The organism is Pantoea sp. EEL5, from assembly GCF_049892805.1.
In the GTDB taxonomy this organism is placed as follows: Bacteria; Pseudomonadota; Gammaproteobacteria; order Enterobacterales; family Enterobacteriaceae; genus Pantoea; species Pantoea ananatis.
Genome location: NZ_JBNDNJ010000002.1, coordinates 140,439 through 165,694 on the forward strand (window position 1 = coordinate 140,439; position 25,256 = coordinate 165,694).

The window sequence follows — 25,256 nt, forward strand, 5'->3', positions numbered from 1 at the left end:
CCGCAAAAGAGCAGACTCAGTGGAATTCAGCGGCGGCGAATCCAGGAATAGCGCGAACGATAGCCGCTGCCGTGATGGGTGCTGAAACGGTAGCTGGAGCCAGACTCGGTGGCGCAGTAGGTACACAGAGGAATCAGGTCGATTTGTGCTGCCGGTATGCCTGTATTGACCAGCATCTGCTTAGCCAACTGCGGTAAATCGAACCAGATGCCTGCCTGGGTGGCAACGGCCTGGGGGCGCAGTGCGAACGGATTACGAGGCTGCTGCTCGTGATAGCGCAGCGGCAGGGGGATACCTAGCAACCGCTCAATATCTGCCAGGCGTTGCCGATCAAGCTCAAAACAGCAGGGCGCCAGCGCCGGGCCAATCGCCACTGTCAGGCTCTGGGGCGTTGCGCCGCGTTCACAGAGTTGCTCCACGGCGCGGTACAGCACCCCGGCCAGCGTGCCCTGCAGGCCGGCATGCACGGCGGCCACCTGTTTCTCTTGCCGGTCGGCAAACAATACGGGTAAACAGTCGGCCGTGTACACGGCGACGGGTCGGTGTCCGGTGGCAATCACGCCATCTGCATCACAGCTTTTAGGGGGGAAATTATGGATATCGGTGACGACCACGGCGCTGTGGCGCTGATGACCATAGGCCGCATCCTCGGGCGGCGGCTCACCTGCGGGCTGAAAAGCGTAATCGACCCAGTCGAGTGCATCAAGTAATGGCGAACGCGGCATGGCGGACATCCTCTTCTCCTGTCAGGTCAGCGTGCAATCTGCTGCCCTCAGCTTACGTTAACTGCTACATTTTTGAAGCGTTACCCACTCAAATCTTTCACACCTTAGGATGAAACGATGAAAAATTCAGTGAATGTCGCGCTGTCAGCCATGGTTGTGCTGGCGCTGGCGGGCTGTGCGCAACCTGCCCGGCAGCAGGCACAGCAGCAACTGGGGCAGCAATCGGTGCTGGCGTTAGACTGGTTCCAGCAGTCCGGCGAATATCAGGCGCTCAGCTGGCAGGCATTTAACAGCGCCCGTCTGGCCTTTGATCAATCGGCTTCGCTGACCGGCAAGCCTAAAGCGGTCATCGTCGATTTAGATGAAACCATGCTCGATAACAGCGCCTACAGTGCCTGGCAGGCAAAAAATGGACAGCCTTTCAGCGATAAAACCTGGTCAGCCTGGACCCAGGCGCGTCAGGCCAGAGCCGTTCCCGGTGCGGTGGAGTTTGCCCGTTATGTCAACAGCCATGGCGGCACCGTATTCTATGTCTCCAACCGCGATCAGAAAGATTACGCTGCGACGGTGGCTAACCTTGAACAGCTTGGTTTTAGCGGCGTGAGCGAAAAAACGGTGAGCCTGAAAACGGACTCATCAAACAAACAGGCACGTTTCGATGCAATCAAAAATGCGGGCTACAACGTGGTGTTGTATATCGGTGACAACCTGAACGATTTTGGTGGGGCAACCTGGCATCAGGGGAATGCACAGCGCCAGGCGTTTGTTGAGCGTAACCATGCACAGTTTGGTACACAGTTCATTGTGTTGCCGAACCCGCTCTACGGCGACTGGGAGAGCGGGATGGCCGAGAATTACAATAAACTGACGCCTGAACAGCAGCTCTCCGTCCGTGAAGCGCGCCTGAGGGCCTGGAACGGTAAATAATGTGTCAATACAGAGAGCCTGCAATGAGTAGGCTCTTTTTACATCGCTGTGGGCATTTACTTACTGTCGTCACTATTCTCACGCAAATTAAATTAACTATCTCTTGCTTTAATATTCCCTCTAACAAAGTTCATTTAACTGCCTAATTCGAATAAAGGCGGTGGATTGTGCTATTCATAAATTCTGCATTTAAGAGTAATCCTGGTCTGATGCGCGACCTCTGTTTTTTTTCATTCTCGCCCGGAAAGTGTTTTGTATTTATTTGTCAGTTTTGCTTTTCCTGATAAATATTTAACTAAATGATTTTAATGATAAATAATTAAAATAACCAGATGCCTCAGTGGTATGACCTCTTAATTTTATTTACGTAACCATGACGTTTGTTGAATAAGTGCTTACATAAAACGCCCTGTTTTTCTGGGCTGAAATATTCCGTGTGCATTGATAATGATAAGCAGCTATAACCTTTTAATGTGATGAGCTTCAGGTTTCGTAACCCATTCGCGGATATTAAGTGAGCGGGTTCACTCCGTGGTCAGCCAGAACGTCCTGTTCCCGGTCGTAGAGAGAAGATGATTGTGACGACACTTAAACCCTTATTAGCGAAAAATCGCAGTTGGGCACTTCAGCGCCGCCAGCGTAACCCCGCCTATTTTGAAAAATCCTTATATCAGCAAAAACCGCACTCATTATGGATAGGCTGTTCAGACAGTCGGGTACCGGCGGAGGTATTAACGGGATCGCATCCCGGTGAACTGTTTGTTCACCGTAATATCGCCAATATGGTCGTGGCAGAGGACGATAACCTGCTTAGCGTGCTGCAATATGCCGTTTTTTACCTTGGGGTAAAGCGAATCGTGCTGAGCGGTCACTACGGCTGCGGAGGCGTTCAGGCGGCCTTATCCCTGCCCGACAGCCCGCTGGCCACAGAGGATTCGGCACTGGCACGGCGTATTACTTTTCTGCGGCGTGGGTTAGCGAGTCATCTTCACAGCGAAGCCACGCAGGAGACGGAAAGCGAGAAACTGAATCGTCTGGTTGAGGCCAATGTTTTGGTGCAGTTTGCCAATCTGGTGACGGCCGAACCGGTACGGCAGGCCTGGCAGTCTGGTCAGGAACTGGACGTGTTTGGCTGTGTTTACGACCTGCAATCGGGTCATCTTAAAGAGTTGATTCAGCAATCTGCAGAGGAGTCTTCACCATGAATCTGGATACATTACGCCGCGATGTGCCGGCAGGGCTGGTTGTGTTTCTGGTCGCACTGCCGCTCTGCCTGGGCATCGCACAGGCCAGCGGACTACCGCCGTTTGCCGGTTTATTGACGGGGGTGATTGGCGGGATACTCGTGACCTCCCTGAGCCCTTCACGTTTTGCGGTCAGCGGACCGGCCGCGGGCCTGGTGACCATCGTCGTGGCCTCTATGGCGACGCTGGGCAGCTTCTCCGCGTTTCTGACCGCCCTGATTATCGCCGGGGTGCTGCAATGTCTGTTTGGCCTGTTACGCGCCGGGCGTTTCATCGCCCTGGTGCCCGGCAGCGTCATCAAGGGCATGCTGGCGGCGATTGGGTTGCTGCTGATTATGCAGCAGATACCGGTCGCGCTGGGCGCGGGCGGCAGCGTGAAGTTAGTGTCGCTGGTCAACGGGGAAATGACATTCTCGCTGTCCGCCCTGCTGGTTTCTTTAGTGGGCTTGTTCATTCTGTTTGTATGGACAACCGGACCCATTAAACGAATCAAGGCACTGGCATGGATACCTGGCCCCTTGTTCGCCGTGCTGTTTGGCTGTGTGGTGACCGTTGCAGGCGCGCGACTGTTCCCTGAACTCACCGGTGCCTTACCGCGCATTTCACTGCCCGCTTTTGACAGCGTTTCCGCGATGATGGCGGAGCTGGAAACCCCGGACTGGATGGCATGGAAAAATCCACAGGTCTGGGTCGTGGCCCTGACCCTGGCGCTGGTGGCGAGTCTGGAAACGTTGTTAAGCCAGGAAGCCCTGAAAAAGCTGCGGCCGCAAACCCCAGCGCCGTCACCCAACAAAGAAATGTTTGCCCAGGGCATAGGTAACCTGACGGCCGGCTTCCTTGGTGCTATGCCCATTACGGCGGTGATCGTACGGAGTTCGGCTAACGTCAACGCTGGCGCACAAACTAAACTGTCCATTTTGCTGCATGGCGTCATGCTGCTGATTTGCGGAATGTGGTTCAGTGAAATGCTGAATGCTATCCCGCTCGCCAGCCTCGCGGCGGTGCTGCTGTACACCGGCTACAAGCTGGCCGCACCCCGTCTGTTTATTGAGCAGTTCCGCATGGGCGCGCAACAGTACGTACCGTTCCTGGCCACGATTATTGGGATTATTACGCTGGGGATGCTGGTCGGTATCGGTATCGGTATTGCCACCCAGATCCTTTACAGCATCTACAAGAGCCACCGTAACGCATTGCAGCTTACACGTTATGACGACCACTACGTTTTACGTTTCCAGCAAAATCTGACGTTTATGCACAATCCTAAACTGCAGGGGCTGCTTGATAAAATACCCGAAAATAGCGTGGTAATCGTCGATAACGATAATGCAGAATACATCGATCCGGACGTCAAAGCCGTCCTGAAGGATTTTGGTGAGAATGCGGATAAGCGGGGAATCCGTCTGAGTCAATGGCCGGTGGCGGTGAAATAACCGTTCAGACCAAAACAGTCAGACAAAACGTGAAAAATCGGATATCTCGGATATCCGATTTTTTTATTTGTAAGACATAATGAATGGGGATCTCTGCGTGCATGCTTATACCCAGTAACGGGCTTCAAATCGCTAACGTTCGTTCATTTAAGGGTGCTTTTCTTTGAATGGCGCAGACAAGATTCAGGGTTAAATAATCATAACGCCATATACCCCGTAAGCGGCGTGATGGTAAGCCTCTTTGTGACAAGGTCCAGACGTATGCGCGTTAAGCTGTTTGAAGAGCACAATGCTAAAAAAAGTGCCCTCTGGCTGTTTATGATTACTCTGATGTTCTGTTTTGTCGGCGGACATCTGCGTATTCCCCATGACTTATCCCTGTTCTGGCCGGTTAACGCCTTTATTGCCGGTATGATGCTGCGCTATCCCTTTCTTCATCGCACCCGTTTTTATCTTGTTTGTTTCAGCGCCATGGTATTTAACGACGCGGTGTTTTCAGGCTGGACCTTACCGGCGTTCACACTGAACGTTGCCAATATTCTGTTTATCCTGATTTGCGTCGTGGTGATGGGGCGGCAGTATCAGCACGACTCCAGCAGCGAGCGTATCGCTAACGCCATGCGCATTTTTCCGGCTTGCCTGCTGGCGGCGTTCGGTTGCGCCACCTGGGGCGGCCTGGCGCAGGTCGGCAGCATAAATGCCGAATTTGCCGACGCGTGGATGAACTGGTTCAGCGAGCAGTTTTCGACCGGACTCATGCTGCTGCCGTTTCTGTTAACCTCAAGCTGGCGCGTGAGGATTTCAGCCCGGCGGCTGCAAATGGGCAAAATTGTCCCGTTAATTGCCGTCGTGCTGTCACTGGTCGCCGGGGCGTTAATGGGCGGGGCGGGCAGCCTTACCTTACCGGTGCCAGCCCTGATCTGGTGTGCCATCGTGTTGCCTGTGCCGCTGACCAGCCTGATCACCCTGATAACCGGGATTAGCCAAATTATTTTGGTTTCTCACGGTGTGATGAATATTCAGGGCGATAACAGTCTGCTGCCCATCAGCCATCTGACCTCAGCGCGCCTCGGCGTAGCCACGATCGCCCTGAGTCCGTTAATTGTGGCAGTAAGCATGGATGCGATTCGCCAGCTCAATGAACGTCTGGCGCTACGTGCGGACTACGATTTTCTGACCCAGCTCCTGTCGCGTTCGGGGCTGTATGAACATCTCCGCAATGAAGCCTGTTCTGAGCAACGTCAGGTTGGGGTGATCCTGCTGGATGTGGACTACTTTAAATCGGTCAATGACAATTTTGGCCATGATGCGGGCGACAGGGTACTGGAAGAGATCGCGCGGCGCATTTCGCCGCTGGTGGGCAACCACGGCCATATCTGCCGCTTTGGCGGAGAGGAGTTTGTGATTGTGCAGTTCGACCTCTCGCCGGAAATGATTTATTCACTGGCTGAAGGCATTCGTCAGAGCATCGTTAAAGAGAAATTCTTACTGCATGGCAACGCGGTCACCGTCACCGTCAGCCTGGGGCTGGCATACGGCCAGGCGCAACCCGGTGTGGAGTGGGCCGAAACGGTTAATCGTTTGATCTCTGCCGCGGATAAAAACCTTTATATCTCTAAGCGAAACGGCCGCAATCAGACCTCACCCGGCAATGCGCGCAGTGAGATGACCAGCGACGTTGCCTGAGCAGGCCGCTGGTGGCGATTAATTAACGCTGGTTTTGAGCGACGCGTTCTGTTGATGACGTTCAAGTGCCAGCTCAATCAGGCGGGTAATCAGATCCTGATAGCTCAGACCTGCCGCCTGCCACAGCTTAGGATACATGCTGATGTTGGTGAAGCCGGGTAAGGTATTCACCTCATTCACGATAATCTCACCGTCTTCGGTATAGAACACGTCAACACGGGCCAGACCAAAACAGGACAGCGCGGTGAAGGCGGTGAGCGCCACCTCACGAATCGCCTCATCGACAGCCGCAGGAATGTCCGCCGGAATCACCGTGTGTGCGCCGGTTTCGCTAATGTACTTGGTGTCATAGGAATAAAAGGCATCGCTCACCACGACTTCGCCGCAGGGGCTGGCCTCTGGGTAATCGTTGCCCAGCACGGCGCACTCGATCTCGCGACCTTTAATCCCTTTTTCAATCAAAACCTTATTGTCAAACCTAAACGCCAGCTCCAGCGCCGCACGAAACGCTGCAGCGGTGGTGACCTTACTGACGCCAACGGACGATCCCTGATTCGCTGGCTTGATAAAAAGCGGGAGTCCAAAGCGTGCGATAACGGCTTCGATGTCCAGATTGTTCATCTGCGCCTGCGTCACGCTCAGCCAGGGGGCAACCTTTAAACCGGCATCCCGCAGCAGGCGTTTTGTGACGTCTTTATCCATGCTGACGGCAGAGCCCAGCACGTCCGAGCCAACGAAGGGGAGCGAAGCCATGCGCAGCAAACCCTGCAGGGAACCGTCTTCGCCTTGCGTGCCGTGAACCACGGGAAAAATCACGTCGAGCTGCGACAGCGGATGGGCGTCCTTTCGGTCAATGATCTGGTTTTGGGGTTCGCCGGGGATGAGTGCGACCTGTTTTGCCGTGCGGTTCAGGGCAATCAGCGACGGATTTTCCGCATTCAGCAGAAAGTTTGAGGCATCATTAAGATGCCACTGGCCTTGCTTATCAATCCCCAGCAGCACAACCTCAAACCGGGTTTTATCAATCGCATCAACAATATTCTTAGCCGACTGCAATGACACTTCATGCTCAGAGGATTTGCCACCGAACACGATGCCAACTCGCTGTTTTTTCATCGAACCTTATCCACGTACAGGCAAATAAATACCCTACCACAGGCGTGACGATAAAAGACAGACAGACGCGCTTAACGCATCGCCCTCAGAGGCGGTGGCTAGCAGTCGGTAATTTTTTCATTACCGGAGACGGAGGGAAGCGATTTTTGAGGAACGCTTTTCAGAAACTCTTTTGACTCCTCATCCACCAGCCGGGTCAGCGTTAACTGCTCCTGAAATTTGGTCAGCAGAAGCTCCGCATCGGATTTAATCAGGCCGTCAGAGGACTCCAGAACCGTATTGATGGCCTGGCTGATCGCTGAAATCAGCTCTTCGACACCGCCGCTTTTGCCCACGGTCAGCGTCAACGCGCTGAGCAACAGCGACTGCGCTTCTGTCTGAGCAACCAGTTCTTTCGTTTCAGCATCCATTTTTGAAATTTTGGCCAGCATGCTAAGAACAGCGCTTTTCATCATGGTCTTCCTCAAAGTCTGTGTAGGTGTTGAACATTATTAGCGCGGAGAAAAGCACAGGCAACCGTGCCGTGATCGGATGATTCCGCTTATCACGAAAGGCTATGCGCCGCCGCCAGAGGCGTTATCCGGCAGGAATGCCTGGCAAGGGTAAACCCAAAAACGCCCGGGTAACCGCTGGCCCAGATTACACCTTCACGGCGCCTAAATGCTGCACAACGTAAAAAAAAGAGTATCAGGCTGCTTTTACAGCAATGCGTAACGTCATTCAGTATGAAAGACAAGTAAACAGGCGTTTATTCTCGCGTTTGTCTGGCGCTGCGGCGGTTAAAATTTGACTAACTCATCCTCAGCGCAACCCAATATGTATCGCAGAAAAATACATCTACGAACGCTCCTTACCGCGTTATCCATTGGAAGCGTCATACTGACTTCAGGTCTGCTGTTGGGCGCGCTGTTTATTTTTCAAAAGAGCAATATTGAAGAGTCGTTGTTAGACAGTAACATCGCCTACGCGCGCAAGCTGGCGGATACGACCGATCATTACCTGACTATTGCTCAGCGCGAACTGGCCTGGAGTGCTAATCAGATCACCGATCTCAACGATCTGAACAGGCTGCATCGCGAAACCACGCGTTTACTGCAGCAGTCCGGCTTTTTCAATTCGGTCGCTGTTGTTGATCGTCATGCCGTTATCGCTTCCGTTTCGCCTGAAAGCCTCAGCCTCGTGGGCGTGAAAGTAGACACTCCGCAGACAGAGCAGGCTATTACGTTCCGTAAGCCCTTTATTTCCTCGCCTTTCAACTCCCCTTCAGGCAATTACGTCGTGCTGCTGTCACAGCCCCTGTTTGCAGCGGATGGTCGTTATCTTGGTTTTATCTGTGGAACCATCTACCTGAAGAAACAGAGCATGTTGAGTGATGTGCTGAGCCAGCATTATTACGGGGATGGCACCTCGGTGAGTATTGTCAGTGATGACGGCTCCGTTATTTTCAGTCACGATCCAGCCCAGGTTGGCAAACGCATGGCGCTAAGCCCACAGTTGCAAAAGCGGCTGGCCTCAACCACGAGTGGTCAGTTAATGATTCAGGAGGAGGGCAAAAAATACCTCATCGGCTATGCCAGCCTGCAAAAAACCGACTGGAATATTTTTATGTCAGGCACCTCAGAAACCGTGGGTAGCCTGATGGCGCACACGGCCAGGAGCGCGTTCTGGTTTATCCTCGGTGTTATCGTGCTCACCGCAACCTGTATGGCCTTTCTGGCGACGCGCATCTCTTATCCGCTGGAAAAACTGGCCGGAATGGTGCGCGATGGTGGTAGCGATGCCAGCCCGGAGCTGCTCTCATCGGTTAACACCTGGTATAACGAAGCGGACAGGTTGAGAGAGGCGGTTCAGCAGCATCGTCGGGCGGTCGCCGGGCACGTTGCCGACCTGAATGATAAAGCCATGACCGATCCGCTGACCGGACTGAATAACCGGCGCGGCTTTTATATTCAGGCGGCGCAGCACAGCGAAGAGCCTGTGCAAAGCGCCATCGCTATTGATATCGATCACTTCAAAAAGATCAACGATCGCTACGGGCATGATGCGGGAGACGAGGTTCTGGTAAGCCTGGCAGGGTTGTTGCGTAAGCGATGCCGCACGCTGGATGTGATAAGCCGTTTTGGGGGGGAGGAGTTTATTTTGCTGCTTCCCGGTACGGCACTGAACGACGCGGCCGCGATGGCGGAACGCATCCGTGAAGCCGTCAGCAAAACGTCATTTCCGTTTATCAGTGCGATGACTGTCTCTCTCGGCGTCGCGACGCTAAGTGAAACGGAGGACAAAGACGCCCTGTTAAGACGGGCAGACGAAGCGTTGTATGCGGCCAAAGGGGATGGCCGTAATCGGGTGATGATAAGCCACGAGGGCGCGATCTCTCGCTATCCTGCCGGATAAGCCTGCGCGCCGTATATCAGCACATCTCACGCAGTTTCCAGTGCAGCCAGTGATCCAGTTCACTGTCTGCCAGCGGCCGGGAGTAGAAAAAGCCCTGCGCCTGGTCACAACCATATTCTGTTAATGCCTCGACGGTATCGACGCATTCTACGCCTTCAGCCAGCACGACATAATCCAGCTCTTTCAGCATGGCGATGATGTTGCGGGCGATGATGCGTGACGCCGTATCTGACGACAGCTCACTGATCAACGATCTGTCCAGTTTAATCACGTCCAGCGGCATACGGCGAAGATAGCTGATATTGCTGTAGCCAGTGCCAAAATCATCAAGAGAAATACCGAAGCCGCGCAGTTTAAGCATTTCAAGTCCGCGCATGGCGGAAGGGCTTTCCACAATGCGCTCTGTTTCCAGGCACTCAATTCCCAGCAGCGACGTGGGGAGTTTCGCCTTTAACATTCTCTCTTCCAGCACGTCCGCGAAGCCATCAATCGAGAAATCACGCTCACTAACGTTAATCGTGATCGGCAACTGGATACAGCTATTGCGCAGACGTTTCAGGCGTGTAATCACGTTGTCTATGACCCAGGTGGTCAGGCTCGTGAGTATCTCTGTCTGCTCGGCCAGCGGAATAAATGAGGCAGGGGAGAGTTCACCGTGTACGGGATGGCGCCAGCGAATCAGCGCCTCCAGCCCAATAGGCTTGCCGCTTTGTAAGCAAATTTTGGGTTGGTAAACCAAATACAGGCCGCTATTTTCCCGCAACGCCCTTGCCAGATCGTTTACCAGGGTGAAGTCCTGGGTACGTTTGTTGTCGGTGGCCTCGCTAAAGCGTAAAGAGGGCAATCCCCGATCGATGGCTTCATGCAAGGCACTGACTGCCTGACGCAGCGTTTCGTGAGGGGGGAAAATGCCGGAGACAAAATCGACTTCACCGGTGTGTGTACTCAGCCCCACCGAGAGGCCTTCACCCAAATCCGCACTGATGCCCGCCATCTGGCAGGCCACCCAGTTAGCACTGATGCGGCTGTCCGCCCGGGTCAGCACGGCAAAACGTCCAGTCGCCACGGTGTAAAGAATATCGCTGGGTGCAGGACGCAGGCGTAAAGGCAGCAGTGTCGCAACATCTTTAAGCAGGCTTTCGACCGGGGCCATGCCCATTGAACGGGCCAGTTCATAGGCACGGGGCATATCTATACAGTCAATCAGGACCAGGCGACGCAGCGTGGTGTCACCGGCAGCCGCCAGATAATGCATGTCGCGGATCAGGCGCTGACGATTTGGCAGATTCGTCACCGGATCGATAAATCCTGCAGAATGCCACGCTTCCAGAAATGACATCACCAGTGATGACAGCAGTGTCAGCGTCGTGATTTGTGCCGGGGTGAAAGGATGCGGCTGAATATCGGTCACACACAGCGTGCCCAGATTAATGCCATCGCGGTTTTTAAGCGGTACGCCCGCATAAAAACGAATAAAGGGGGCACCAATGATCAGCGGATGTGCCGCGAACCGGTTGTCCAGAAACGTGTCTGGCACCACCACCGCAGCATCGCTGTCTACCGCGTAGCGGCAAAGGGAGTCCTCGCGGGAGGAGCGCTCCAGCTTGAAGTTGTGTGAGGCACGAATGTACTGGAATTCGTCATCAATGACCGAAATAAAGCTTCCGGGAATATTCAGCGCCTGACTGGCAAGCCTGACGAATTTTCTCAGCACATCATCCCGACTTTCATCGGGGTAGCGAAGGGCCTCAAGGGCACGCGTGCGGCGTTCATGATCGCCGTCGAGATTCATAAGCATGTGTGTCCTCCGCTCCGGATTGCTCACGGCGCGAAATTAAAAAGAAAAAATGTCGAATAAAAACACCGGAATGAGGCCGGACTCGGCGAAAGGAAAATAAAAAATAGTTTTTTTCTCGGTAAATAATAGGCGCGTTCTGGTTTTATGTCTCTTTTTATTTTCTTTAATGAATTTATTAGTTATCGACGATGCATACATTTAATCAATTTTTGATTTTTATTTTTTCAATAACGCTGCCACAATACTCAGATAAGAGTAGCGCGCTATTGTTTTGCTCGCAACTATTAGCCGTGAATATTTTATTTTAGCTTTTTTTACGTCGCCACACCGGGGAAATACCATGAATATTCTAAAAAATTTTACAATCAGACGCGTTGTCCTCTGGATCCTTATCGCTGCTGTCATGATTATCGCGTTAGCCGGCGCATATGGATCGTTCATCATCAATGAAATCGACCATCAGGCCAGCCGCAGTAACAGCCTGACTCAGCAGCTGGTTTTTCTTAATCGCGCCAGCTTGCAGGTGCAGGCTAACGCAACGGCTACGCATGCAGACATTGCCGCCCAGGCACCGGCAGAGGCTGACTGGCAGCGGTATCGTACCGCTCTCACCAGCGCGCCTCAGGATTATCCCGCAGCAACTCAGGAACGGCTCACGGCACTTGAACAGCAGCTTTCCGCTGATCAGGCACCGCTGCGCAATGAGCATCAGAAGCTGGTCGATCTCTTTCTGGTGACGCTGGCCGCCGTCACCGCGCTGCTGCTCTTTTGCGACCGTTATCTGGTGGTGCACCTGGTGCGACCGGTCGCGAAACTGCGCGCTCACTTCCGCGTGATTGCCGAAGGTGATCTGACCCGTGAACCCGAAGATCTTGGCAGGAATTGTGTCGGGCAAATGGTTCCTTTATTAAAAGAAATGCAACAAAGTTTGTTAAATACCGTTCTGGCTATTCGCGATAACGCCTCTGTTTTGAACTTTGAAGCGGGGGATATTGCGAAAGGGAATGCTGACCTGTCGAACCGAACGGCCACCCAGGCTGCGGCGCTGGAGGAGACGGCTGCCAGCATGGAGCAACTGACGGCCACCGTTCGGCACAATGCTGAAAACAGTCGTGAAGCGCGTGAGCTGGCAGGTATAACAGCCCAGACAACGCAGAAAGGCGAGCAGCTGGTTAAAACGGTAGTGACCGCGATGACGGGACTTGCCGTGGGGGCTGAAAAAATCCGCCAGTTTACTGCCACTATTAATGGCATCGCGTTCCAGACCAACATTTTGGCCCTCAACGCCGCGGTTGAGGCCGCACGTGCCGGGGAACAGGGGCGTGGCTTTGCGGTTGTTGCCAGCGAAGTTCGGTCGCTGGCCCAGCGCAGTGCTGAAGCGGCGAAAGAGATAGAAGGACTGATTGCGGACACGGTCGCGCGCATTGGTGAAGGGCGCGGAGCAGCCGACAGCGCCGGCAGCACGATGGAAGAGGTCCTGCAGAACGTGAGCAGCGTTAACGAGCTGATTAGCCAGATAGCGCTGGCATCCGAAGAGCAAAGCAAGGGCCTTTCTCAGGTGACGATCGCCGTTGCCGAGATTGACCGTGTGACGCAGCAAAACAGCACGCTGGTTCATAAGATATCGGCTTCAGCAGAGAGCATGAATAATCAGACGGAAACGCTGACCAGCGTGATCACGCGGTTTACGCTACCCGCGACGTCCCCCGCTCAGTTTTCCCCAGTCACGCCAGCACCGGCGAAGCGTCACATCGTCTCTGCACCGACCAAAGATGATGATGCGTGGGTCGCGTTTGGCCGTTAATTCGTGCCTGTCTCATAAGATATTAAGGGACTGGGAACAACCTGATACCTTATAAACGCGCTAACCTGCCGCGATGCCTTTTAAAACCCCGTATTGGATGCGGGGTTTTTTGTTTGCATTAAATAGAGCATTCCGTGATAAATATTTACTTACATAATAACAACACAGAATAAAAACCAAAATTTTGAGCCAGTTAAATATAAAGGCGTTTCGCTTAATCAAAATAAGCCGGGCTGAACTGACCCTCCTTTTAGAGATAAATAATCCCTACAGACGAGCTGCCCCCTGTTTGACATTTCAACAGATAAGATTAAAAATCCTTATGAAATGTGTGCTGCAACGGTTGCAGACAGATGTGTCAGCGGACACCGAAGGGATCGGCTGACGACCTGTTACCCTACTTTATCCACAGGGAGCCTGGTTTGGGAAATTCAATCGTCCGACGGCCCGTTACCGTCCAGAATAACGTGCGTGAACTGCGGATTGCCGCTGGCCTGTCGCAGGAAGGGGCTGCCGAACGCTTCGACCTGAGTTTGCGGGCATGGCAAACCAAAGAGGCCACCGCCAAGGTCGCCCTGCTAAGTCAGGGGGAGTATGAGCTTCTGCTGCTGCTTGCAGGGCGCCATCCCCATTACGAACTGGTGCCGCAACAGAAAAAATGACGATTTTTACCCTTTGAAAGCGTAAACACGGTTTTAGCTATGAAGTTCGCTCCTGAACGGACGATAATTGCAACATCGGGCACTATGTAAGAGTAGATGTCGTTATCAGTACAGGTTTCTGATCTCTGACATTATGCTGTACAGGCGGACCTATGTTGCGGCTTCAGGTTGATGTGTAGTGCGTTACCTGGTTCTGTCTGATTGCAGGCGTCCTCTTTTTACTGTGAGATGCCCGGCCACAGTATATGACCTCAGGAGGACAAACTCTGAAGCACTCAACTGAAAGCGGCTGTGAAGTCGCACGCTTGCGTGCGCTTGCCCAGTACCATCTGATGGATACGCCGCCCAATGAAGCCTTTGATCGACTGACTATCCTGGCGGCCAGACTGTTCAGCGTGCCGGTCGCATTTGTGTCGCTGATTGATGAAAAACGGCAGTTTTTTAAGTCGCGTTATGGTTTGCAAATCACAGAAACCTCGCGAAGCGTCGCGTTCTGCCACCACACGCTCGAAAGTGACGATATCCTTTGCGTTCCCAATGCGCTCGACGATCCCCGTTTCGCAAACAGCCCGCTGGTGCAGGGTTATCCTTTTATCCGGTTCTATGCGGGTGTGCCGCTGATTACGCCGGACGGGCATCGCATTGGTACGCTCTGTCTGACCGATAATCATCCACGCCCCGCGATGAGTACGACCGACCGTCAGAATCTGACCGATCTTGCCGCACTGGTCATGGATCGCATGGAAGTTCATCGTATGGAGGTGCTGCGTCATGCCAGTCAGCAGCGCCTCGAAGCCATCTCGATAACCTCGCCCGATGCTATTATCTGTACGGATTTGAACCGGGGGATTACCTTCTGGAACCCTGCGGCGACCAACATGTTTGGCTATGATGCTGAAGAGATGGCGGGTAAATACGTTGCCGGACTCATTCCAGAGCGCTGCCAGACGGATTACCGCAATGAGCTTGAGCGCCTTGAACATGAAGAGGCGGCTATCTCAGCGCCGCGTACCTTGCAGATCTGGGGCAAGCGGTGCAATGGGGAAGAGTTTCCGGCGGAAGTCTCTTTTTCCGGCTGGCGGGAAGGCATTGAGCGTTACATCGGTATGATCATTCGGGATGTGACGCTTCGTTACGAGAGCGAAGCCCGTCTGTGCGAGTTGGCCTCACTGGACATGCTGACACGGCTTGCCAGCCGAAGCGCCTTCATGACGCAGCTCAGCAAGCTAACTGAATCAGGCGTACCTTATACGCTGCTGATGACAGATTTAGACAGTTTCAAAGACGTTAACGACACCCGCGGTCATGCGGCTGGTGATGCATTGCTTTGCCATGTGGCTGAGCAAATCCGCGCTGTCTGCACTCAGGCTATCGCCGCCGCTCGTCTGGGGGGCGATGAGTTTATCGTTTTACTGCCCTGCGGTAGCGATGAGGCGATGAAGATTGCCCAGCAACTCACCGCCGCGATTCAGACGCCTTTTCATTACATGGATTCGACTATAGCGGTCGGTGCCAGCACCGGGGTGGCCAGTTTTCCCCATCACGCGACGGATACCTCATCGGTGATGTCAGCAGCCGATCTGGCGTTGTACCGGGCTAAGGCAAGCGGCAAAGGCCAGTCAGTGCTGTTTAAGTCTGAGTTTCGTGAGGCGGAACTGGGGCGGCGTCGGTTTGAACGTGAGCTGGAAGCCGCCGTTCGCCAGCAGCAGTTTGTTCTGCATTATCAACCGCGGTTTGATGCCCAGAATGGCGAGTTAATCGGCTGTGAAGCCCTGGTACGCTGGATGCATCCGGCGCGGGGCCTGCTGTTTCCCGCTGATTTCATCGATATGCTGATTAAAAGCCCTTTGTCCATTACTCTGGGGACGTGGATTGTTCAGTCTGCCGTCAGTCAGGTTAAGCAGTGGCGTGCGCAAAATCTGTCCCTGCGGGTCAGTATTAACCTGTTTCCGCGCCAGCTAATGGAGGCTGGCCTTGAAGAGGTGATCCGTCAGTGTGCCGGCGATGACGCAGGTTTTATCGACCTGGAAGTGGACGAACCCTTGCTGACCAATACTGTGGACATCAAATCGCAGGTTTTAGAAGCCATTCAGGCGACGGGAGCATTATTGATCGTCGATCACTTTGGCCGAAGCCTTGCCTCAATGAGCCTGTTACAACATCGCTGCGTCGCGGGGCTTAAGATTGATAAATCACTGACTCTGCAACTGGAGAAGAGCAACAAAACCCGGCTGTTAATCAACGCTATCGCGTCACTGGCTAAAAATATGGGGATTACGGTGGCCGCCGAGGGCATTGAGAACGACGCACAGCACGCGTTGATTTGCGCGGCTGAATGCGACGTTTTGCAGGGCAACCAGACGGGCTCTCCGGTCAGCGCACCCCGGTTTGAACAACTCTATCTCACCCCGTTGAATTAAGCCTTCGCCGTGTTCCCGCCAGGGATAGCGTTTCACTGTGCCTGGCAAACCCCGCCAGGCACGTATTGACCCCACGCATGACAAAAAAACGGCACCGCAAGGGTGCCGAAGTAAGCAACATGTGGTCAGGACAATCATTGTGATAATCAGCTCACATTACCCTTATCGGCTTGCCAGGCAGAACATGGAACCGGCCCGATAAGACTTTGCAAAAATGTGATATGAAGCTTAATTCTTATTGTCAGACGGCACTTATCAGCAAAAAATTAGAGACGTATTTCAGGTACAGAAAAAATTTGTCCGATTTCGACTGGCGACAATTCAGATGGTGAACTAATTTAAAAACGCTGTTTGGAAGTCATTTAGGATTTCCCTGAGAACTCCGGCCCGACCCTTTAACGAGGTGCGGGCATTTTTTTTGTCGGCGTCAGGGGGTTTGCATTTTGTCGTAAAGCGTAAGGGGGGAGCTCGCCCTCCGTAGCGCATCTGAAAACCGCTACTCGCACTGTGCTTTACAGCAGAGCGCAGCGAGGGAGAGACGGATTCCGACGTGATGTTACGTAGAGGGCGGTGTTGGGTTTGACGTGCTCATTGATGGAAGCACGGTTTAGCAGGTGTTATTGACTGAATAGCATGGCCAGTAGTTCACGATAATGCAAAGCGTCTTCCTCACGGGTGGCTTTTTCAAGATAACCGATGAGCTTAAGACAGATGATCCGTCGACTGACGGGCTTATTCTCGCGAAGTATTTCAACCGCTATCCTGCCCAGCGTTTCGAGCTGGTGGGGATGATCAATCTGGCTGAAATAGTGGGCCAGACTGCTGGTTTTCCCCGAAGGTGGTAAACCGTTCTGGCGCATAGTGTTCCCTTGAGTAAAGTAGGAAGAGTTGTGCGCAAGTTAACCGATCCTGGGGGCTGCTGTACAGCAGTATTACCGATCGTGCCCTAACAAAAATCTGTGCCGTTTGGCTTACTTTCTCTGGGCCCGGTGTGACAATGTCTGCACGCCGCTGAGAAACACGAATACCGGCATACCCGCGCATATTTGTTTTCCAAACTCACCGCGAAACCTGCCTGATTTTTTGAACGTTGCAGGAGGGGGAAATTGGGCTGGTCACCTCGTCGGGAAATGTTATCCGCAATAAATCCTGTCTTCTGCATCAGTAAAAAAACAACACTGCATTGAGTGTGGTTTTATAAGCTGTGATAAGCGGGCGCTTAAAAAGTGACAAGTGAAATTATCAGATGAAAATCATAAAATAAGGCAGGTTATAGGGTTAAATGTTGCGCAGATTGCCTCTTTAAAGATGTCGAGACGTTAATGACCACCGACCCGCAAGCCTTGCAGCGTCAGGCCTGGTTCGACCATTTTCAGCCAGGCTGCGCTTTAAGAATAGTCTTTTACAGGATTTTAGTATGTAAATTAACCCACAAAATGATTGTTTTTCATCAGGTTAAAAAAAGCATTTAAAATATAAGATATTCGCACTTGTAAAATATTGTTCTGATGGCCAGGAAATATTTTTGTCATCTGGCCTCGGGTCACTAAAATAGCTTATGTAGTAACGATGTAATTTATAAAGCAGGAGGATACAGTGTTATTTCATGACGATGAGAAAGAGCACGTCATTCTTGGTGAAGCCGTGGTCAGCCTGGCTCTTGGTGAGAAAGAAATAAGTTTTGATACGCTCATCACAGAGCTCAACCAGATGGCCGAAGAGGAAACCTGTGACAACAGACTGGCAGAGATTTTTGCTGCCCGTAGCTGGCTGAAACAGTTCAGGCAGTCGCATGCCCGCCCCAATGCGAGTCTGAGGTGGCTTATGTCGGCGAACCAGAATGAAAACGCGAAGCGCAATGATGATGTCATCCGATTCCGTTCGGATGAGGACGATGACAGATAGCTTCGCTGCCAGAGACTTGTACAAGGTTCACCTTGCGACATGAAACAGAAATGTCTAAGACAGTCTTTGCCTGTTAAAGAGTGGGTAACGTTCTAAAGGTTAAGAATCTGATACTCACGCAAGTAATTGTTATACAGGGCATAGCACTTTATGCACAATTCTCAGCGCAGGGAATAAACGGAATTCCTGTACAATTTTCCAGATGTTGTATAAGTTTAGTGGACAAGGCTTGGTTATAGTTCACTCAATTTCACATCTGGGGGTTTAGCATGCATCAGAACGAAACCACTACAAATACCGTCCGTGACATTGCGCGCTACTTCGGCAATGACACGCAGCCTTCTGAAAAAGAGACGCTGGGTCAGGTCATTCTTGAGATCCTGCATGCAGGTAAAAGCCTTAACCGTAAGGCCATTTGCAGCGCGCTGATCCGTCGCCTTAGCCAGTCGACCGGGCCTCAAGAAGAGCAGCATTACCAGAAACTTATCGGCATGCTTTTTGACCGCTGAGATTCGTGCCGCGTTGCGTTAAAGGGTAATAACGTCTCGCAGCATCAATCTGATCGGCCAAATTAGCAGGTCATTAGAAGCCTGAGCGTTTGAGGCTGGTTTGCCCGGTTGTATGGGCACAATGTCATCAGAGGTGCGGGTATGCTGAAAGACAAACTTGAGAAATTGACTGAGCACATCATGGGCGAGGCGGTGATTGCGCTACTGGACAGCAATGACAGAATCAGCGGTGCAACCCTGGCTAACAGGCTAAAGTCTATGCTCAGAGATGAAACGGATGCCGGGCGGCAAGAGGCCATTGAAAAGGTGCTTGCTGAAGTGCAGAGCGAGTTTGCCTCCGCGCGTGATCCCGTTGATTCTGCGGCACTTGCATTCGGTCAAAGCGTCCCGGACAACAGTCGCAAGCATTAAGGCTCGTCTCACGCCTTTTCAAAATACTTTTTTACAGTGCGTAGTGTAATCATCACTACTCAGGACAGACACGTCTGTATTTCTGCCCGCTTCGCGGCATTACCACGTGTCCACTAAATTGACATTGATTAAGAAGAGCATCATGCAGAACACCATCGACACTCAGCAAAGCACGACCGAAGCGGAAATTATGCGCCTCTTTCGCGGTGCGGGCGATAAACTTGAGGCTGAAAGTGCAGTGCTGGATGCAGTGATCCGTAATATTGTCATTCAGGGACAAAAAGTGACCAGCAAGGCCATTATTATCAATCTGATTGCCGAGCTGGAGAGTACAGAAGATGTTGTACAGCTGGATGTATTGCGGAGTTGCCTTGAGATTGTGGTCGGCCGCACGTGCTCTCAGGAAGAACAGGCATAAGGGCAAAAAACCGGGTTCTGTTCTGAGGCGTTAGCAGGCCTGGCGATATAAGGTAACACCCGGCAGCGAGCTGAGTGACTGTCTCTCAGTGGAGCTGTCTGGAGAGCAAACGGATGGCTTCCTCGCAGGCTCGCTTTTCACCTTTATCGGAACTTTGCTGGCTGAAGTGGTGCAACGAACTGAGTATGTCCTGCAGGTGTATTTCCCCATCTGGCCTGAGCAGATGGGTAACTATCCTGCCAATCAGGGTATAGATATCTTCAGTGGCGGTCTCGTCGCTCATGGGGCGGTTATCCGCCAGAGCAGTGGCTTCTGGATTATTACTGTCATTGTTTCGATATTATAAATTGTCGTTCAGACGGTAGACCACTCACAACGCGTAAACGGAATGTCCAGCCGTGTTGCTCAATACTTAGTGAAGCTGATGAAGATTTGCCGGATGAGGTTCAACCACGTTGTTCTCGGCCGGATGTAACAGCATTTCGGCGCGTATCTCATCCATCGCCCGCAAAGCCGCTCTGAGCCGGGTTTCATCCCGCTCGATGTCCAGAAACTGTTGCAGCCTCTCAAGGAGAATGCTCCACGAGATAGCCGCATCCTCATTCAGTAGCTGCGTCACCATCTCACCGATGATGATGTCCGTCATTTTTTCGTCAAAAACGTTGTTCATATTCTCCCCGAATGGCGATTCTGAGACCGGAAGGTTAGCACAGCTTAGCCCAACGGGTAGGTGCTCTATATCAAAATGAGAATGCACCGATGGACCGTAACAACCCCAGCCTTCGGACATTAGCAGAGTGCCGTTGACCGCTTACTGTTTTTTTACGGCGAACAGAATAAGTTTCTTTCGGTAATCATTCAATTAATCATCCGTGTGATTTCGCTGTTTTTCTGGTCGAAAGTTGCCTGGCTAACGCCGGGCATGAGGGATTATAACGGCCACTGCGCCAGCCAAAGGCTGACGGCAGTGGCAAAAGGAGAAGATTAAGCGGTGCGGAACACAGAGACCATGTCGCGCAGATCGCTTGCACGTTTTGCCAGCTCGTCAGCAGAAGACGCCGACTGTTCAACCAGCACGGCGTTTTGCTGCGTGACCTGGTCCATCTGATTAACCGCAATATTTATCTGGCTTACGCCGCTGCTTTGCTCTTCAGAGGATGAGGAGATATCGCGAATCAACTGAGATGTCTGTTCAATTGCTTCGACGCTCTGTTTTACTTTGCTGCCGGCATCCTGCGCCAGCATTAAGCCCTCATTCGAATGCCCAACAGACTGCTCAATCAGGCCCTTAATTTCTTTCGCTGCGCTGGCCGAACGCTGGGCCAGCGCCCGGACTTCAGCGGCAACCACGGCAAAACCTTTGCCCGTCTCGCCCGCACGCGCTGCTTCCACGGCCGCATTCAGCGCCAGAATATTCGTCTGGAAGGCGATGCTGTCAATAACGGAGGTGATTTCTTCGATTTGCCCCGAACTGCTGCGAATTTTTTGCATAGTAGTCATTACAGAAGTCATCGCTTCGCCGCTCTTCAGCGCTGCGTTAGTGGCTGAAACCGCCATATCTGATGCGTAGCGCGTGTTGTCAGCATTCTGCTTGATGATTGAAGAGAGCTGCTCCATGCTGGCCGCGGTTTCCGCCAGTGAGGCCGCTTGTTCTTCAGTTCGGGAAGAGAGGTCGTTATTCCCCATCGCAATCTCTTCAGAGGAGTTTGCGATGGTTGACGCATTGTTTTTAATATTCGATACCAGAAGCGCAAGACGTTGCTGCATTTGCGAGAGCGCATTGAGCAACTCAGCAATTTCATTTTTACCTGACACGGTAATCGTCGTCGTTAAATCACCGGCGGCCACTTTACTGGCAAGTAAAACCGCTTCTTTTACCGGACGGGTAACGGACCGGCTGATCATCACCGCCACACATACGGCCAGCAAGGCCACGGCGATCAGTGAAGCCAGCAATATATATTGTGAACGACGACGTTGGTCGATTTGGTCGTTCAGTGTTTTTCCCAGCTGCAGGCTGAGTTTCATGCCAAGATCGTTATAAGTGTTAATAGCCTGGGTGAAGTCTTTTACATATTCAACAGGGGTAATTTGAACACGTTTTGTAATAAAGACATCTTCAGCCAGTTTAAGGACGCTGGCTGAACGTTGGAAGGCATCATTCGCCAGCGCGGTAAATTCAGATTTGAGATCCGGCTCTACGGCAAACGCTTTATTTAACACATTACTGAATTTTTCCAGCGCCGCATTACCCCCTTCAATCTGGTACTCCATCGTGCCGCGTGAAGAATCGGATGCGTTGTCACCCGCGGCAATCACAGAGGTACCGCTGGCTCTGATGCGTCCAAGCGTCTCGGTCAGTTCAGGTAACCGACCATAGATACTCATGATAAGTTGATACGTATTGAGGTCCGCGTCCAAAGAAAGACCATATAAATCAAGAATGTCCTGGTTGGTGTCCAGTAAGTTCTGAATCAGCAGCGCGTGATGCGAAAGGCTGGTAGCCAGCGTCAGTTTACCCGATGCAACATCTTGCTGAAGCTGAGACCAGGCGGCTTTGACGCCGTTGAAGCGCTGGGTCGGCTGCGCACTGGCATCATACTGGCGTAATTCTGCGGCAATAGTATCTGTCAGGGTATCTATCTGAGAGGCAAGTGCCAGGCGCGGCGCATTATCAGGTTTATTCAATGAAATGGCGATTGCACTTTCAGCCCGGTGACGCTGAATCAGGTTAAGCAACGTCAGGATATCTTTTTCGACCGGTACGCCCTGCAGCTCTTGTTTCTTCGCATCAATAGCCTGATTACCCGTCTGGATAAATAAATAGGTGGGAAAGACAAATAATACCAACGCGAAAATCCCCAGGATCAGGAATTTAGTCGGCAGACTAATGTTATTGAGAATGTTTTTCATTTATTGAATTCCAGGTGAAATGGTGTTTTTTGATGAATGCCATCAAATATTATTCGTGTAATTTATTTATAATAATCTTTGTTAAATTTCTATTTATCAAGGCCTTGCGCGTGACTCTTGGTCACTATGTGTCTGTTGAAATGCGCAGGGGAAAATCTACTTTCCATAGTAGAGGAGATTATAGAATGTGGTGTGTTATTTTCCACGTTAGAAATGCACAATATTTTCTTTTGGATCCGGTTAAGCCAAATTAATATTTTTTCGATAACCTCAGGCTAATCATAAATAGGTATGTCCGGGGTTGTGATAAATGAAAACCTTTTCATTTATTAAAAAATATAAAAATAGTAAAGTTTTTAAAAAATGTGCCGATAATATCCCCGTTTAATTATTCTGTGTGTTTTAAAAAAGCGCCCTTGTCGGGATGCTGGCATGCGCATGCATAAAAATTAAAGTGATAACGCTCAACGCTACTCAGTTTCTCTCGCGCAGCGCTAATTATGAATGGCGGCAGTCTGGCTCCTGTTATCTCACCCGCAAACCCAAACCTCAATCCAAACCTCAATCCAAACCTCAATCCAAACCTCAATCCAAACCCAAATCCAAACCTCAATCCAAACCCAAACCCAAATCCAAACCCAAACCCAAACCCAAATCCAAATCCAAACCGTCATCGCTACCGGTTTCGTTGCCATGATAGCAGCGGTGATCGTCAGGCACAGCCAGTGACTTATCCTTTCGTTATCCTGTCCGTTGCACAAACCCACTCCCTGGACAGTCTGCGGGTCTTCCTGACCGGACAATCGCGGCTGACAGCAAAAATCCATAGCGTTAAGCCCATCAATCAGCAGAGTATGCCGCAGCAACGACGTTTTATATTATTTTTCTTAATCGAAAAGGAAGCATGGAATATTTTTTAATAAATGGTTGGTTGGTGATATTTATTTTTTCATGGCGCGATAGAATATAAAGTCGCATTCGTCAAATTATTAAAGGAAATTATTATAATAACACAATTATCAATGCCTTACATTATTATAACTATTATTTATGATTTTTTTACTGTGGTTTTTATTATTTCAACCGATACCTGTTTCCTAACATAAACAGGAGTCCCCATGAAAATCTCTACGCGTCTCACTATCAGCTTTGGCCTGTTGATTACGTTATTCATTATCTGCACCTCGGTGGCCTATAACGGCCTGAATAATGCCCGTAATGGCATGGACAACGCCGTCAATGTCAAAATGAAGAAATACCGTCTGGGGATGGAAATGTACGGCGGGTTACGTGATATGGCCGTCATCGTTCGTAACCTTGCCCTGCTGACCGAAGCCGACCAGATGCAGAAGGAATGGCAGCGTATTGTCACGCAAAAAGCCCGTTATATTGAAAACCGCGAACGGCTTGCTGCCATGGTCGCCGAAGATTCAACCCCGCAGGCCCGGGAAGCCTTCGACAAGATCGTCAGCAGCGAAGGCCCCGTTCTCGCCGTGCTGGATCACGCAGGGCAGTTAGGCCTGCAAAATAAACAGCAAGAAGCGATAAGCTACCTGATAAAAACGGTCAGGCCGCTGCAGGGCCAGTTGCTGGAGGCCCTCAAGGAAATGACGAATATTCAAATGGAAGACAGTGAGCGGTCGGTTGAAAACACCAGTCAAAACGTTCACAGAGCAACCACAATCTTAATGATTCTGGCCTCGCTTTCCGTGGCGATTTCAATTGCGGCGGGCTTTATCATTACCCGAGTATTGATGCGCCAACTGGGCGGGGAACCGGCCCAGGCCCAGGCACTGTCTGCGGCCATCGCCAGCGGCGACCTCACAGCGCCGGTCATACTCCGCCACAACGATTCCAGCAGCCTGCTTGCCTCGCTGGCTAACATGCAGTCCAGCCTGCGAAGTCTGGTTACGCAAATCAAAGAATCGGCAGGTTCGGTCGCCTCCGCCTCAGACGAGATCGCCCAGGGCAATACTGAGCTGTCATCACGCACTGAACAGCAGGCCGCAGCCCTGCAGGAAACGGCGGCCAGTATGGAACAGTTGACCGCGACGGTGAAAAGTAATACTGCCAGTGCTCAGCATACCGCCACCGTTGCCAGAGAGGCTGCAACCCTGGCACGCACTGGTGAGTCAGAGGTGCAGTTGATGTCTCACACCATGAATGAAATCGCATCCAGTGCTACCAAGGTTCGTGACATCACCGGCGTGATTGAAAGTATCGCGTTCCAGACAAACATCCTGGCGTTGAACGCCGCTGTCGAAGCGGCGCGGGCGGGTGAAGACGGACGCGGATTTGCCGTTGTTGCCGGCGAGGTCAGAACGCTGGCGCAGCGAAGCGCCACCGCAGCGAAAGAGATTAAAGAACTTATCGAACGTGCCGTAGAGCAGGTGGACAGCGGCGTGCACGTCGCGGCCGGTACGGGTGAAAGCATCTTAAAAGTCGTGGGCATGGTGAACGAACTGGCGGGCGCAATGGATGAGATTTCGATGGCGTCCTCGGAGCAGATGCAGGGCATTTCTCAGGTCAGCATTGCGGTCAGCCAGATGGACGGGGTCACCCAGAATAACGCGGCACTCGTCGAAGAGTCTTCGTCTGCTTCGCAGTCCCTGTCTGAACAGGCACATTCATTACGCGGTATGGTTGAGGCATTCAGAGTGTAACGACGCGCCGAAGCGATGCGTCACGCCTGGCTGACCGTTCATTTATGCGGTCAGTTAGGCTATATGCGCCTGCGGCACGCAATGTTATAAAATCAATAAACAGCAGTTTTACAAGCGCTTATTGAGGATTTCTCCCGCCGCTGGCCGGGAGTGCCTGGGCTGTAAGGCAAATTCAGGCTTCCAGTGCGGGTGATTTTTTGTGTAGAGTAGTTAGCTGAACAGGGCGTT

At 51.9% G+C, this 25,256-nt stretch carries 22 protein-coding genes; 14 read left to right on the forward strand and 8 right to left on the reverse strand.

The window, feature by feature from the left end:
- Positions 1-26 precede the first annotated feature (26 nt).
- Positions 27-734 (reverse strand): polyphenol oxidase family protein, encoded by a 708-nt coding sequence (locus ACPXSQ_RS12200; RefSeq protein ID WP_426143890.1) that lies wholly within the window; start codon positions 732-734, stop codon positions 27-29.
- Positions 735-842: 108 nt separating this feature from the next.
- On the opposite strand from ACPXSQ_RS12200, the gene ACPXSQ_RS12205 reads away from it, so the two are divergent.
- The 4 genes from ACPXSQ_RS12205 (at position 843) to ACPXSQ_RS12220 (ending at position 6,015) form a co-directional block, all read left to right on the forward strand.
- Positions 843-1,652 carry a 5'-nucleotidase, lipoprotein e(P4) family gene (locus ACPXSQ_RS12205; RefSeq protein ID WP_013027315.1) on the forward strand — a complete coding sequence of 270 codons (810 nt, stop codon included), beginning with the start codon at positions 843-845 and terminating at the stop codon, positions 1,650-1,652.
- 572 nt (positions 1,653-2,224) lie between these two features.
- The gene (locus ACPXSQ_RS12210; protein ID WP_013027314.1) at positions 2,225-2,857 is read left to right on the forward strand and encodes a carbonic anhydrase; all 633 of its coding nucleotides are present in this window, start codon (positions 2,225-2,227) and stop codon (positions 2,855-2,857) included.
- A complete protein-coding gene (locus ACPXSQ_RS12215) occupies positions 2,854-4,329 on the forward strand; it encodes a SulP family inorganic anion transporter (protein ID WP_042677132.1) in 1,476 nt (491 codons plus the stop codon). Before ACPXSQ_RS12210 ends, ACPXSQ_RS12215 begins: the two co-directional genes overlap by 4 nt.
- Before the next feature lie 261 nt (positions 4,330-4,590).
- Positions 4,591-6,015, forward strand: a complete 1,425-nt coding sequence (locus ACPXSQ_RS12220) for a GGDEF domain-containing protein (RefSeq protein ID WP_014604943.1) — start codon at positions 4,591-4,593, stop codon at positions 6,013-6,015.
- Between the two features lie 18 nt (positions 6,016-6,033).
- Here ACPXSQ_RS12220 and ddlA read toward each other — a convergent pair whose 3' ends face one another.
- On the reverse strand, positions 6,034-7,131 hold the full coding sequence (gene ddlA, locus ACPXSQ_RS12225; protein WP_019104881.1) for a D-alanine--D-alanine ligase: 1,098 nt from the start codon (positions 7,129-7,131) through the stop codon (positions 6,034-6,036).
- Positions 7,132-7,229: 98 nt separating this feature from the next.
- A complete protein-coding gene (gene iraP / locus ACPXSQ_RS12230) occupies positions 7,230-7,583 on the reverse strand; it encodes an anti-adapter protein IraP (protein ID WP_022622436.1) in 354 nt (117 codons plus the stop codon).
- A 364-nt stretch (positions 7,584-7,947) separates the two neighbouring features.
- Between iraP and ACPXSQ_RS12235 the strand changes: the two genes are divergently transcribed.
- Positions 7,948-9,525, forward strand: coding sequence for a sensor domain-containing diguanylate cyclase (locus ACPXSQ_RS12235; protein ID WP_014604944.1), 1,578 nt, complete (start codon positions 7,948-7,950; stop codon positions 9,523-9,525).
- A gap of 16 nt (positions 9,526-9,541) precedes the next feature.
- Here the strand turns inward: ACPXSQ_RS12235 and ACPXSQ_RS12240 are convergent, their stop codons facing one another.
- Entirely contained in the window at positions 9,542-11,323 is a 1,782-nt protein-coding gene (locus tag ACPXSQ_RS12240) for a GGDEF and EAL domain-containing protein (protein WP_014604945.1), read from the reverse strand.
- 340 nt (positions 11,324-11,663) lie between these two features.
- On the opposite strand from ACPXSQ_RS12240, the gene ACPXSQ_RS12245 reads away from it, so the two are divergent.
- The 3 genes from ACPXSQ_RS12245 (at position 11,664) to ACPXSQ_RS12255 (ending at position 16,209) form a co-directional block, all read left to right on the forward strand.
- Positions 11,664-13,127 (forward strand): methyl-accepting chemotaxis protein, encoded by a 1,464-nt coding sequence (locus ACPXSQ_RS12245; protein ID WP_014594672.1) that lies wholly within the window; start codon positions 11,664-11,666, stop codon positions 13,125-13,127.
- Positions 13,128-13,549: 422 nt separating this feature from the next.
- Entirely contained in the window at positions 13,550-13,789 is a 240-nt protein-coding gene (locus ACPXSQ_RS12250) for a hypothetical protein (RefSeq protein WP_014604946.1), read from the forward strand.
- 245 nt (positions 13,790-14,034) lie between these two features.
- A complete protein-coding gene (locus tag ACPXSQ_RS12255; protein ID WP_028715829.1) occupies positions 14,035-16,209 on the forward strand; it encodes a sensor domain-containing phosphodiesterase in 2,175 nt (724 codons plus the stop codon).
- 617 nt (positions 16,210-16,826) lie between these two features.
- Here the strand turns inward: ACPXSQ_RS12255 and ACPXSQ_RS12260 are convergent.
- The gene (locus ACPXSQ_RS12260) at positions 16,827-17,069 is read right to left on the reverse strand and encodes a biofilm development regulator YmgB/AriR family protein (RefSeq protein ID WP_019104876.1); all 243 of its coding nucleotides are present in this window, start codon (positions 17,067-17,069) and stop codon (positions 16,827-16,829) included.
- 736 nt (positions 17,070-17,805) lie between these two features.
- Here ACPXSQ_RS12260 and ACPXSQ_RS12265 point away from each other — a divergent pair.
- The 4 genes from ACPXSQ_RS12265 (at position 17,806) to ACPXSQ_RS12280 (ending at position 19,452) form a co-directional block, all read left to right on the forward strand.
- Entirely contained in the window at positions 17,806-18,114 is a 309-nt protein-coding gene (locus ACPXSQ_RS12265) for a hypothetical protein (RefSeq protein ID WP_015699467.1), read from the forward strand.
- A gap of 269 nt (positions 18,115-18,383) precedes the next feature.
- Positions 18,384-18,623 carry a regulatory protein YcgZ gene (gene ycgZ / locus ACPXSQ_RS12270; protein ID WP_014604948.1) on the forward strand — a complete coding sequence of 80 codons (240 nt, stop codon included), beginning with the start codon at positions 18,384-18,386 and terminating at the stop codon, positions 18,621-18,623.
- A 141-nt stretch (positions 18,624-18,764) separates the two neighbouring features.
- Positions 18,765-19,034, forward strand: a complete 270-nt coding sequence (locus tag ACPXSQ_RS12275) for a hypothetical protein (RefSeq protein ID WP_014604949.1) — start codon at positions 18,765-18,767, stop codon at positions 19,032-19,034.
- Positions 19,035-19,176: 142 nt separating this feature from the next.
- A complete protein-coding gene (locus ACPXSQ_RS12280) occupies positions 19,177-19,452 on the forward strand; it encodes a biofilm development regulator YmgB/AriR family protein (protein WP_014604950.1) in 276 nt (91 codons plus the stop codon).
- Positions 19,453-19,537: 85 nt separating this feature from the next.
- On the opposite strand, the gene ACPXSQ_RS12285 is transcribed toward ACPXSQ_RS12280, so the two are convergent.
- The 3 genes from ACPXSQ_RS12285 to ACPXSQ_RS12295 form a co-directional block, all read right to left on the reverse strand.
- Positions 19,538-19,735, reverse strand: coding sequence for a hypothetical protein (locus ACPXSQ_RS12285; protein WP_071785155.1), 198 nt, complete (start codon positions 19,733-19,735; stop codon positions 19,538-19,540).
- A 129-nt stretch (positions 19,736-19,864) separates the two neighbouring features.
- Positions 19,865-20,122, reverse strand: a complete 258-nt coding sequence (locus tag ACPXSQ_RS12290; protein WP_426143897.1) for a hypothetical protein — start codon at positions 20,120-20,122, stop codon at positions 19,865-19,867.
- Between the two features lie 314 nt (positions 20,123-20,436).
- Positions 20,437-22,365: a methyl-accepting chemotaxis protein gene (locus tag ACPXSQ_RS12295; protein WP_022622442.1), complete on the reverse strand. Its 1,929-nt coding sequence runs from the start codon at positions 22,363-22,365 to the stop codon at positions 20,437-20,439.
- A 500-nt stretch (positions 22,366-22,865) separates the two neighbouring features.
- On the opposite strand from ACPXSQ_RS12295, the gene ACPXSQ_RS12300 reads away from it, so the two are divergent.
- Together ACPXSQ_RS12300 and ACPXSQ_RS12305 are read left to right on the forward strand one after the other, a co-directional pair.
- The gene (locus ACPXSQ_RS12300; protein ID WP_426143900.1) at positions 22,866-23,285 is read left to right on the forward strand and encodes a hypothetical protein; all 420 of its coding nucleotides are present in this window, start codon (positions 22,866-22,868) and stop codon (positions 23,283-23,285) included.
- Between the two features lie 198 nt (positions 23,286-23,483).
- Positions 23,484-25,028, forward strand: coding sequence for a methyl-accepting chemotaxis protein (locus ACPXSQ_RS12305; protein ID WP_013027297.1), 1,545 nt, complete (start codon positions 23,484-23,486; stop codon positions 25,026-25,028).
- Positions 25,029-25,256 lie beyond the last annotated feature (228 nt).

What these genes read in the sequence shown, in the direction of transcription:
- ACPXSQ_RS12285 (WP_071785155.1), bottom strand. Translation starts at nt 19,735, where the DNA reads ATGAGCGACGAGACCGCCACTGAAGATATCTATACCCTGATTGGCAGG.
- ACPXSQ_RS12275 (WP_014604949.1), top strand. Translation starts at nt 18,765, where the DNA reads ATGCTGAAAGACAAACTTGAGAAATTGACTGAGCACATCATGGGCGAG.
- ACPXSQ_RS12205 (WP_013027315.1), top strand. Translation starts at nt 843, where the DNA reads ATGAAAAATTCAGTGAATGTCGCGCTGTCAGCCATGGTTGTGCTGGCG.
- ACPXSQ_RS12305 (WP_013027297.1), top strand. Translation starts at nt 23,484, where the DNA reads ATGAAAATCTCTACGCGTCTCACTATCAGCTTTGGCCTGTTGATTACG.
- ACPXSQ_RS12240 (WP_014604945.1), bottom strand. Translation starts at nt 11,323, where the DNA reads ATGCTTATGAATCTCGACGGCGATCATGAACGCCGCACGCGTGCCCTT.
- ACPXSQ_RS12215 (WP_042677132.1), top strand. Translation starts at nt 2,854, where the DNA reads ATGAATCTGGATACATTACGCCGCGATGTGCCGGCAGGGCTGGTTGTG.
- ACPXSQ_RS12280 (WP_014604950.1), top strand. Translation starts at nt 19,177, where the DNA reads ATGCAGAACACCATCGACACTCAGCAAAGCACGACCGAAGCGGAAATT.
- ACPXSQ_RS12260 (WP_019104876.1), bottom strand. Translation starts at nt 17,069, where the DNA reads ATGCGCCAGAACGGTTTACCACCTTCGGGGAAAACCAGCAGTCTGGCC.
- iraP (WP_022622436.1), bottom strand. Translation starts at nt 7,583, where the DNA reads ATGAAAAGCGCTGTTCTTAGCATGCTGGCCAAAATTTCAAAAATGGAT.
- ACPXSQ_RS12200 (WP_426143890.1), bottom strand. Translation starts at nt 734, where the DNA reads ATGTCCGCCATGCCGCGTTCGCCATTACTTGATGCACTCGACTGGGTC.
- ACPXSQ_RS12255 (WP_028715829.1), top strand. Translation starts at nt 14,035, where the DNA reads ATGACCTCAGGAGGACAAACTCTGAAGCACTCAACTGAAAGCGGCTGT.
- ycgZ (WP_014604948.1), top strand. Translation starts at nt 18,384, where the DNA reads ATGCATCAGAACGAAACCACTACAAATACCGTCCGTGACATTGCGCGC.
- ddlA (WP_019104881.1), bottom strand. Translation starts at nt 7,131, where the DNA reads ATGAAAAAACAGCGAGTTGGCATCGTGTTCGGTGGCAAATCCTCTGAG.
- ACPXSQ_RS12220 (WP_014604943.1), top strand. Translation starts at nt 4,591, where the DNA reads ATGCGCGTTAAGCTGTTTGAAGAGCACAATGCTAAAAAAAGTGCCCTC.
- ACPXSQ_RS12290 (WP_426143897.1), bottom strand. Translation starts at nt 20,122, where the DNA reads ATGAACAACGTTTTTGACGAAAAAATGACGGACATCATCATCGGTGAG.
- ACPXSQ_RS12210 (WP_013027314.1), top strand. Translation starts at nt 2,225, where the DNA reads ATGATTGTGACGACACTTAAACCCTTATTAGCGAAAAATCGCAGTTGG.
- ACPXSQ_RS12300 (WP_426143900.1), top strand. Translation starts at nt 22,866, where the DNA reads ATGAATGGCGGCAGTCTGGCTCCTGTTATCTCACCCGCAAACCCAAAC.
- ACPXSQ_RS12235 (WP_014604944.1), top strand. Translation starts at nt 7,948, where the DNA reads ATGTATCGCAGAAAAATACATCTACGAACGCTCCTTACCGCGTTATCC.
- ACPXSQ_RS12295 (WP_022622442.1), bottom strand. Translation starts at nt 22,365, where the DNA reads ATGAAAAACATTCTCAATAACATTAGTCTGCCGACTAAATTCCTGATC.
- ACPXSQ_RS12245 (WP_014594672.1), top strand. Translation starts at nt 11,664, where the DNA reads ATGAATATTCTAAAAAATTTTACAATCAGACGCGTTGTCCTCTGGATC.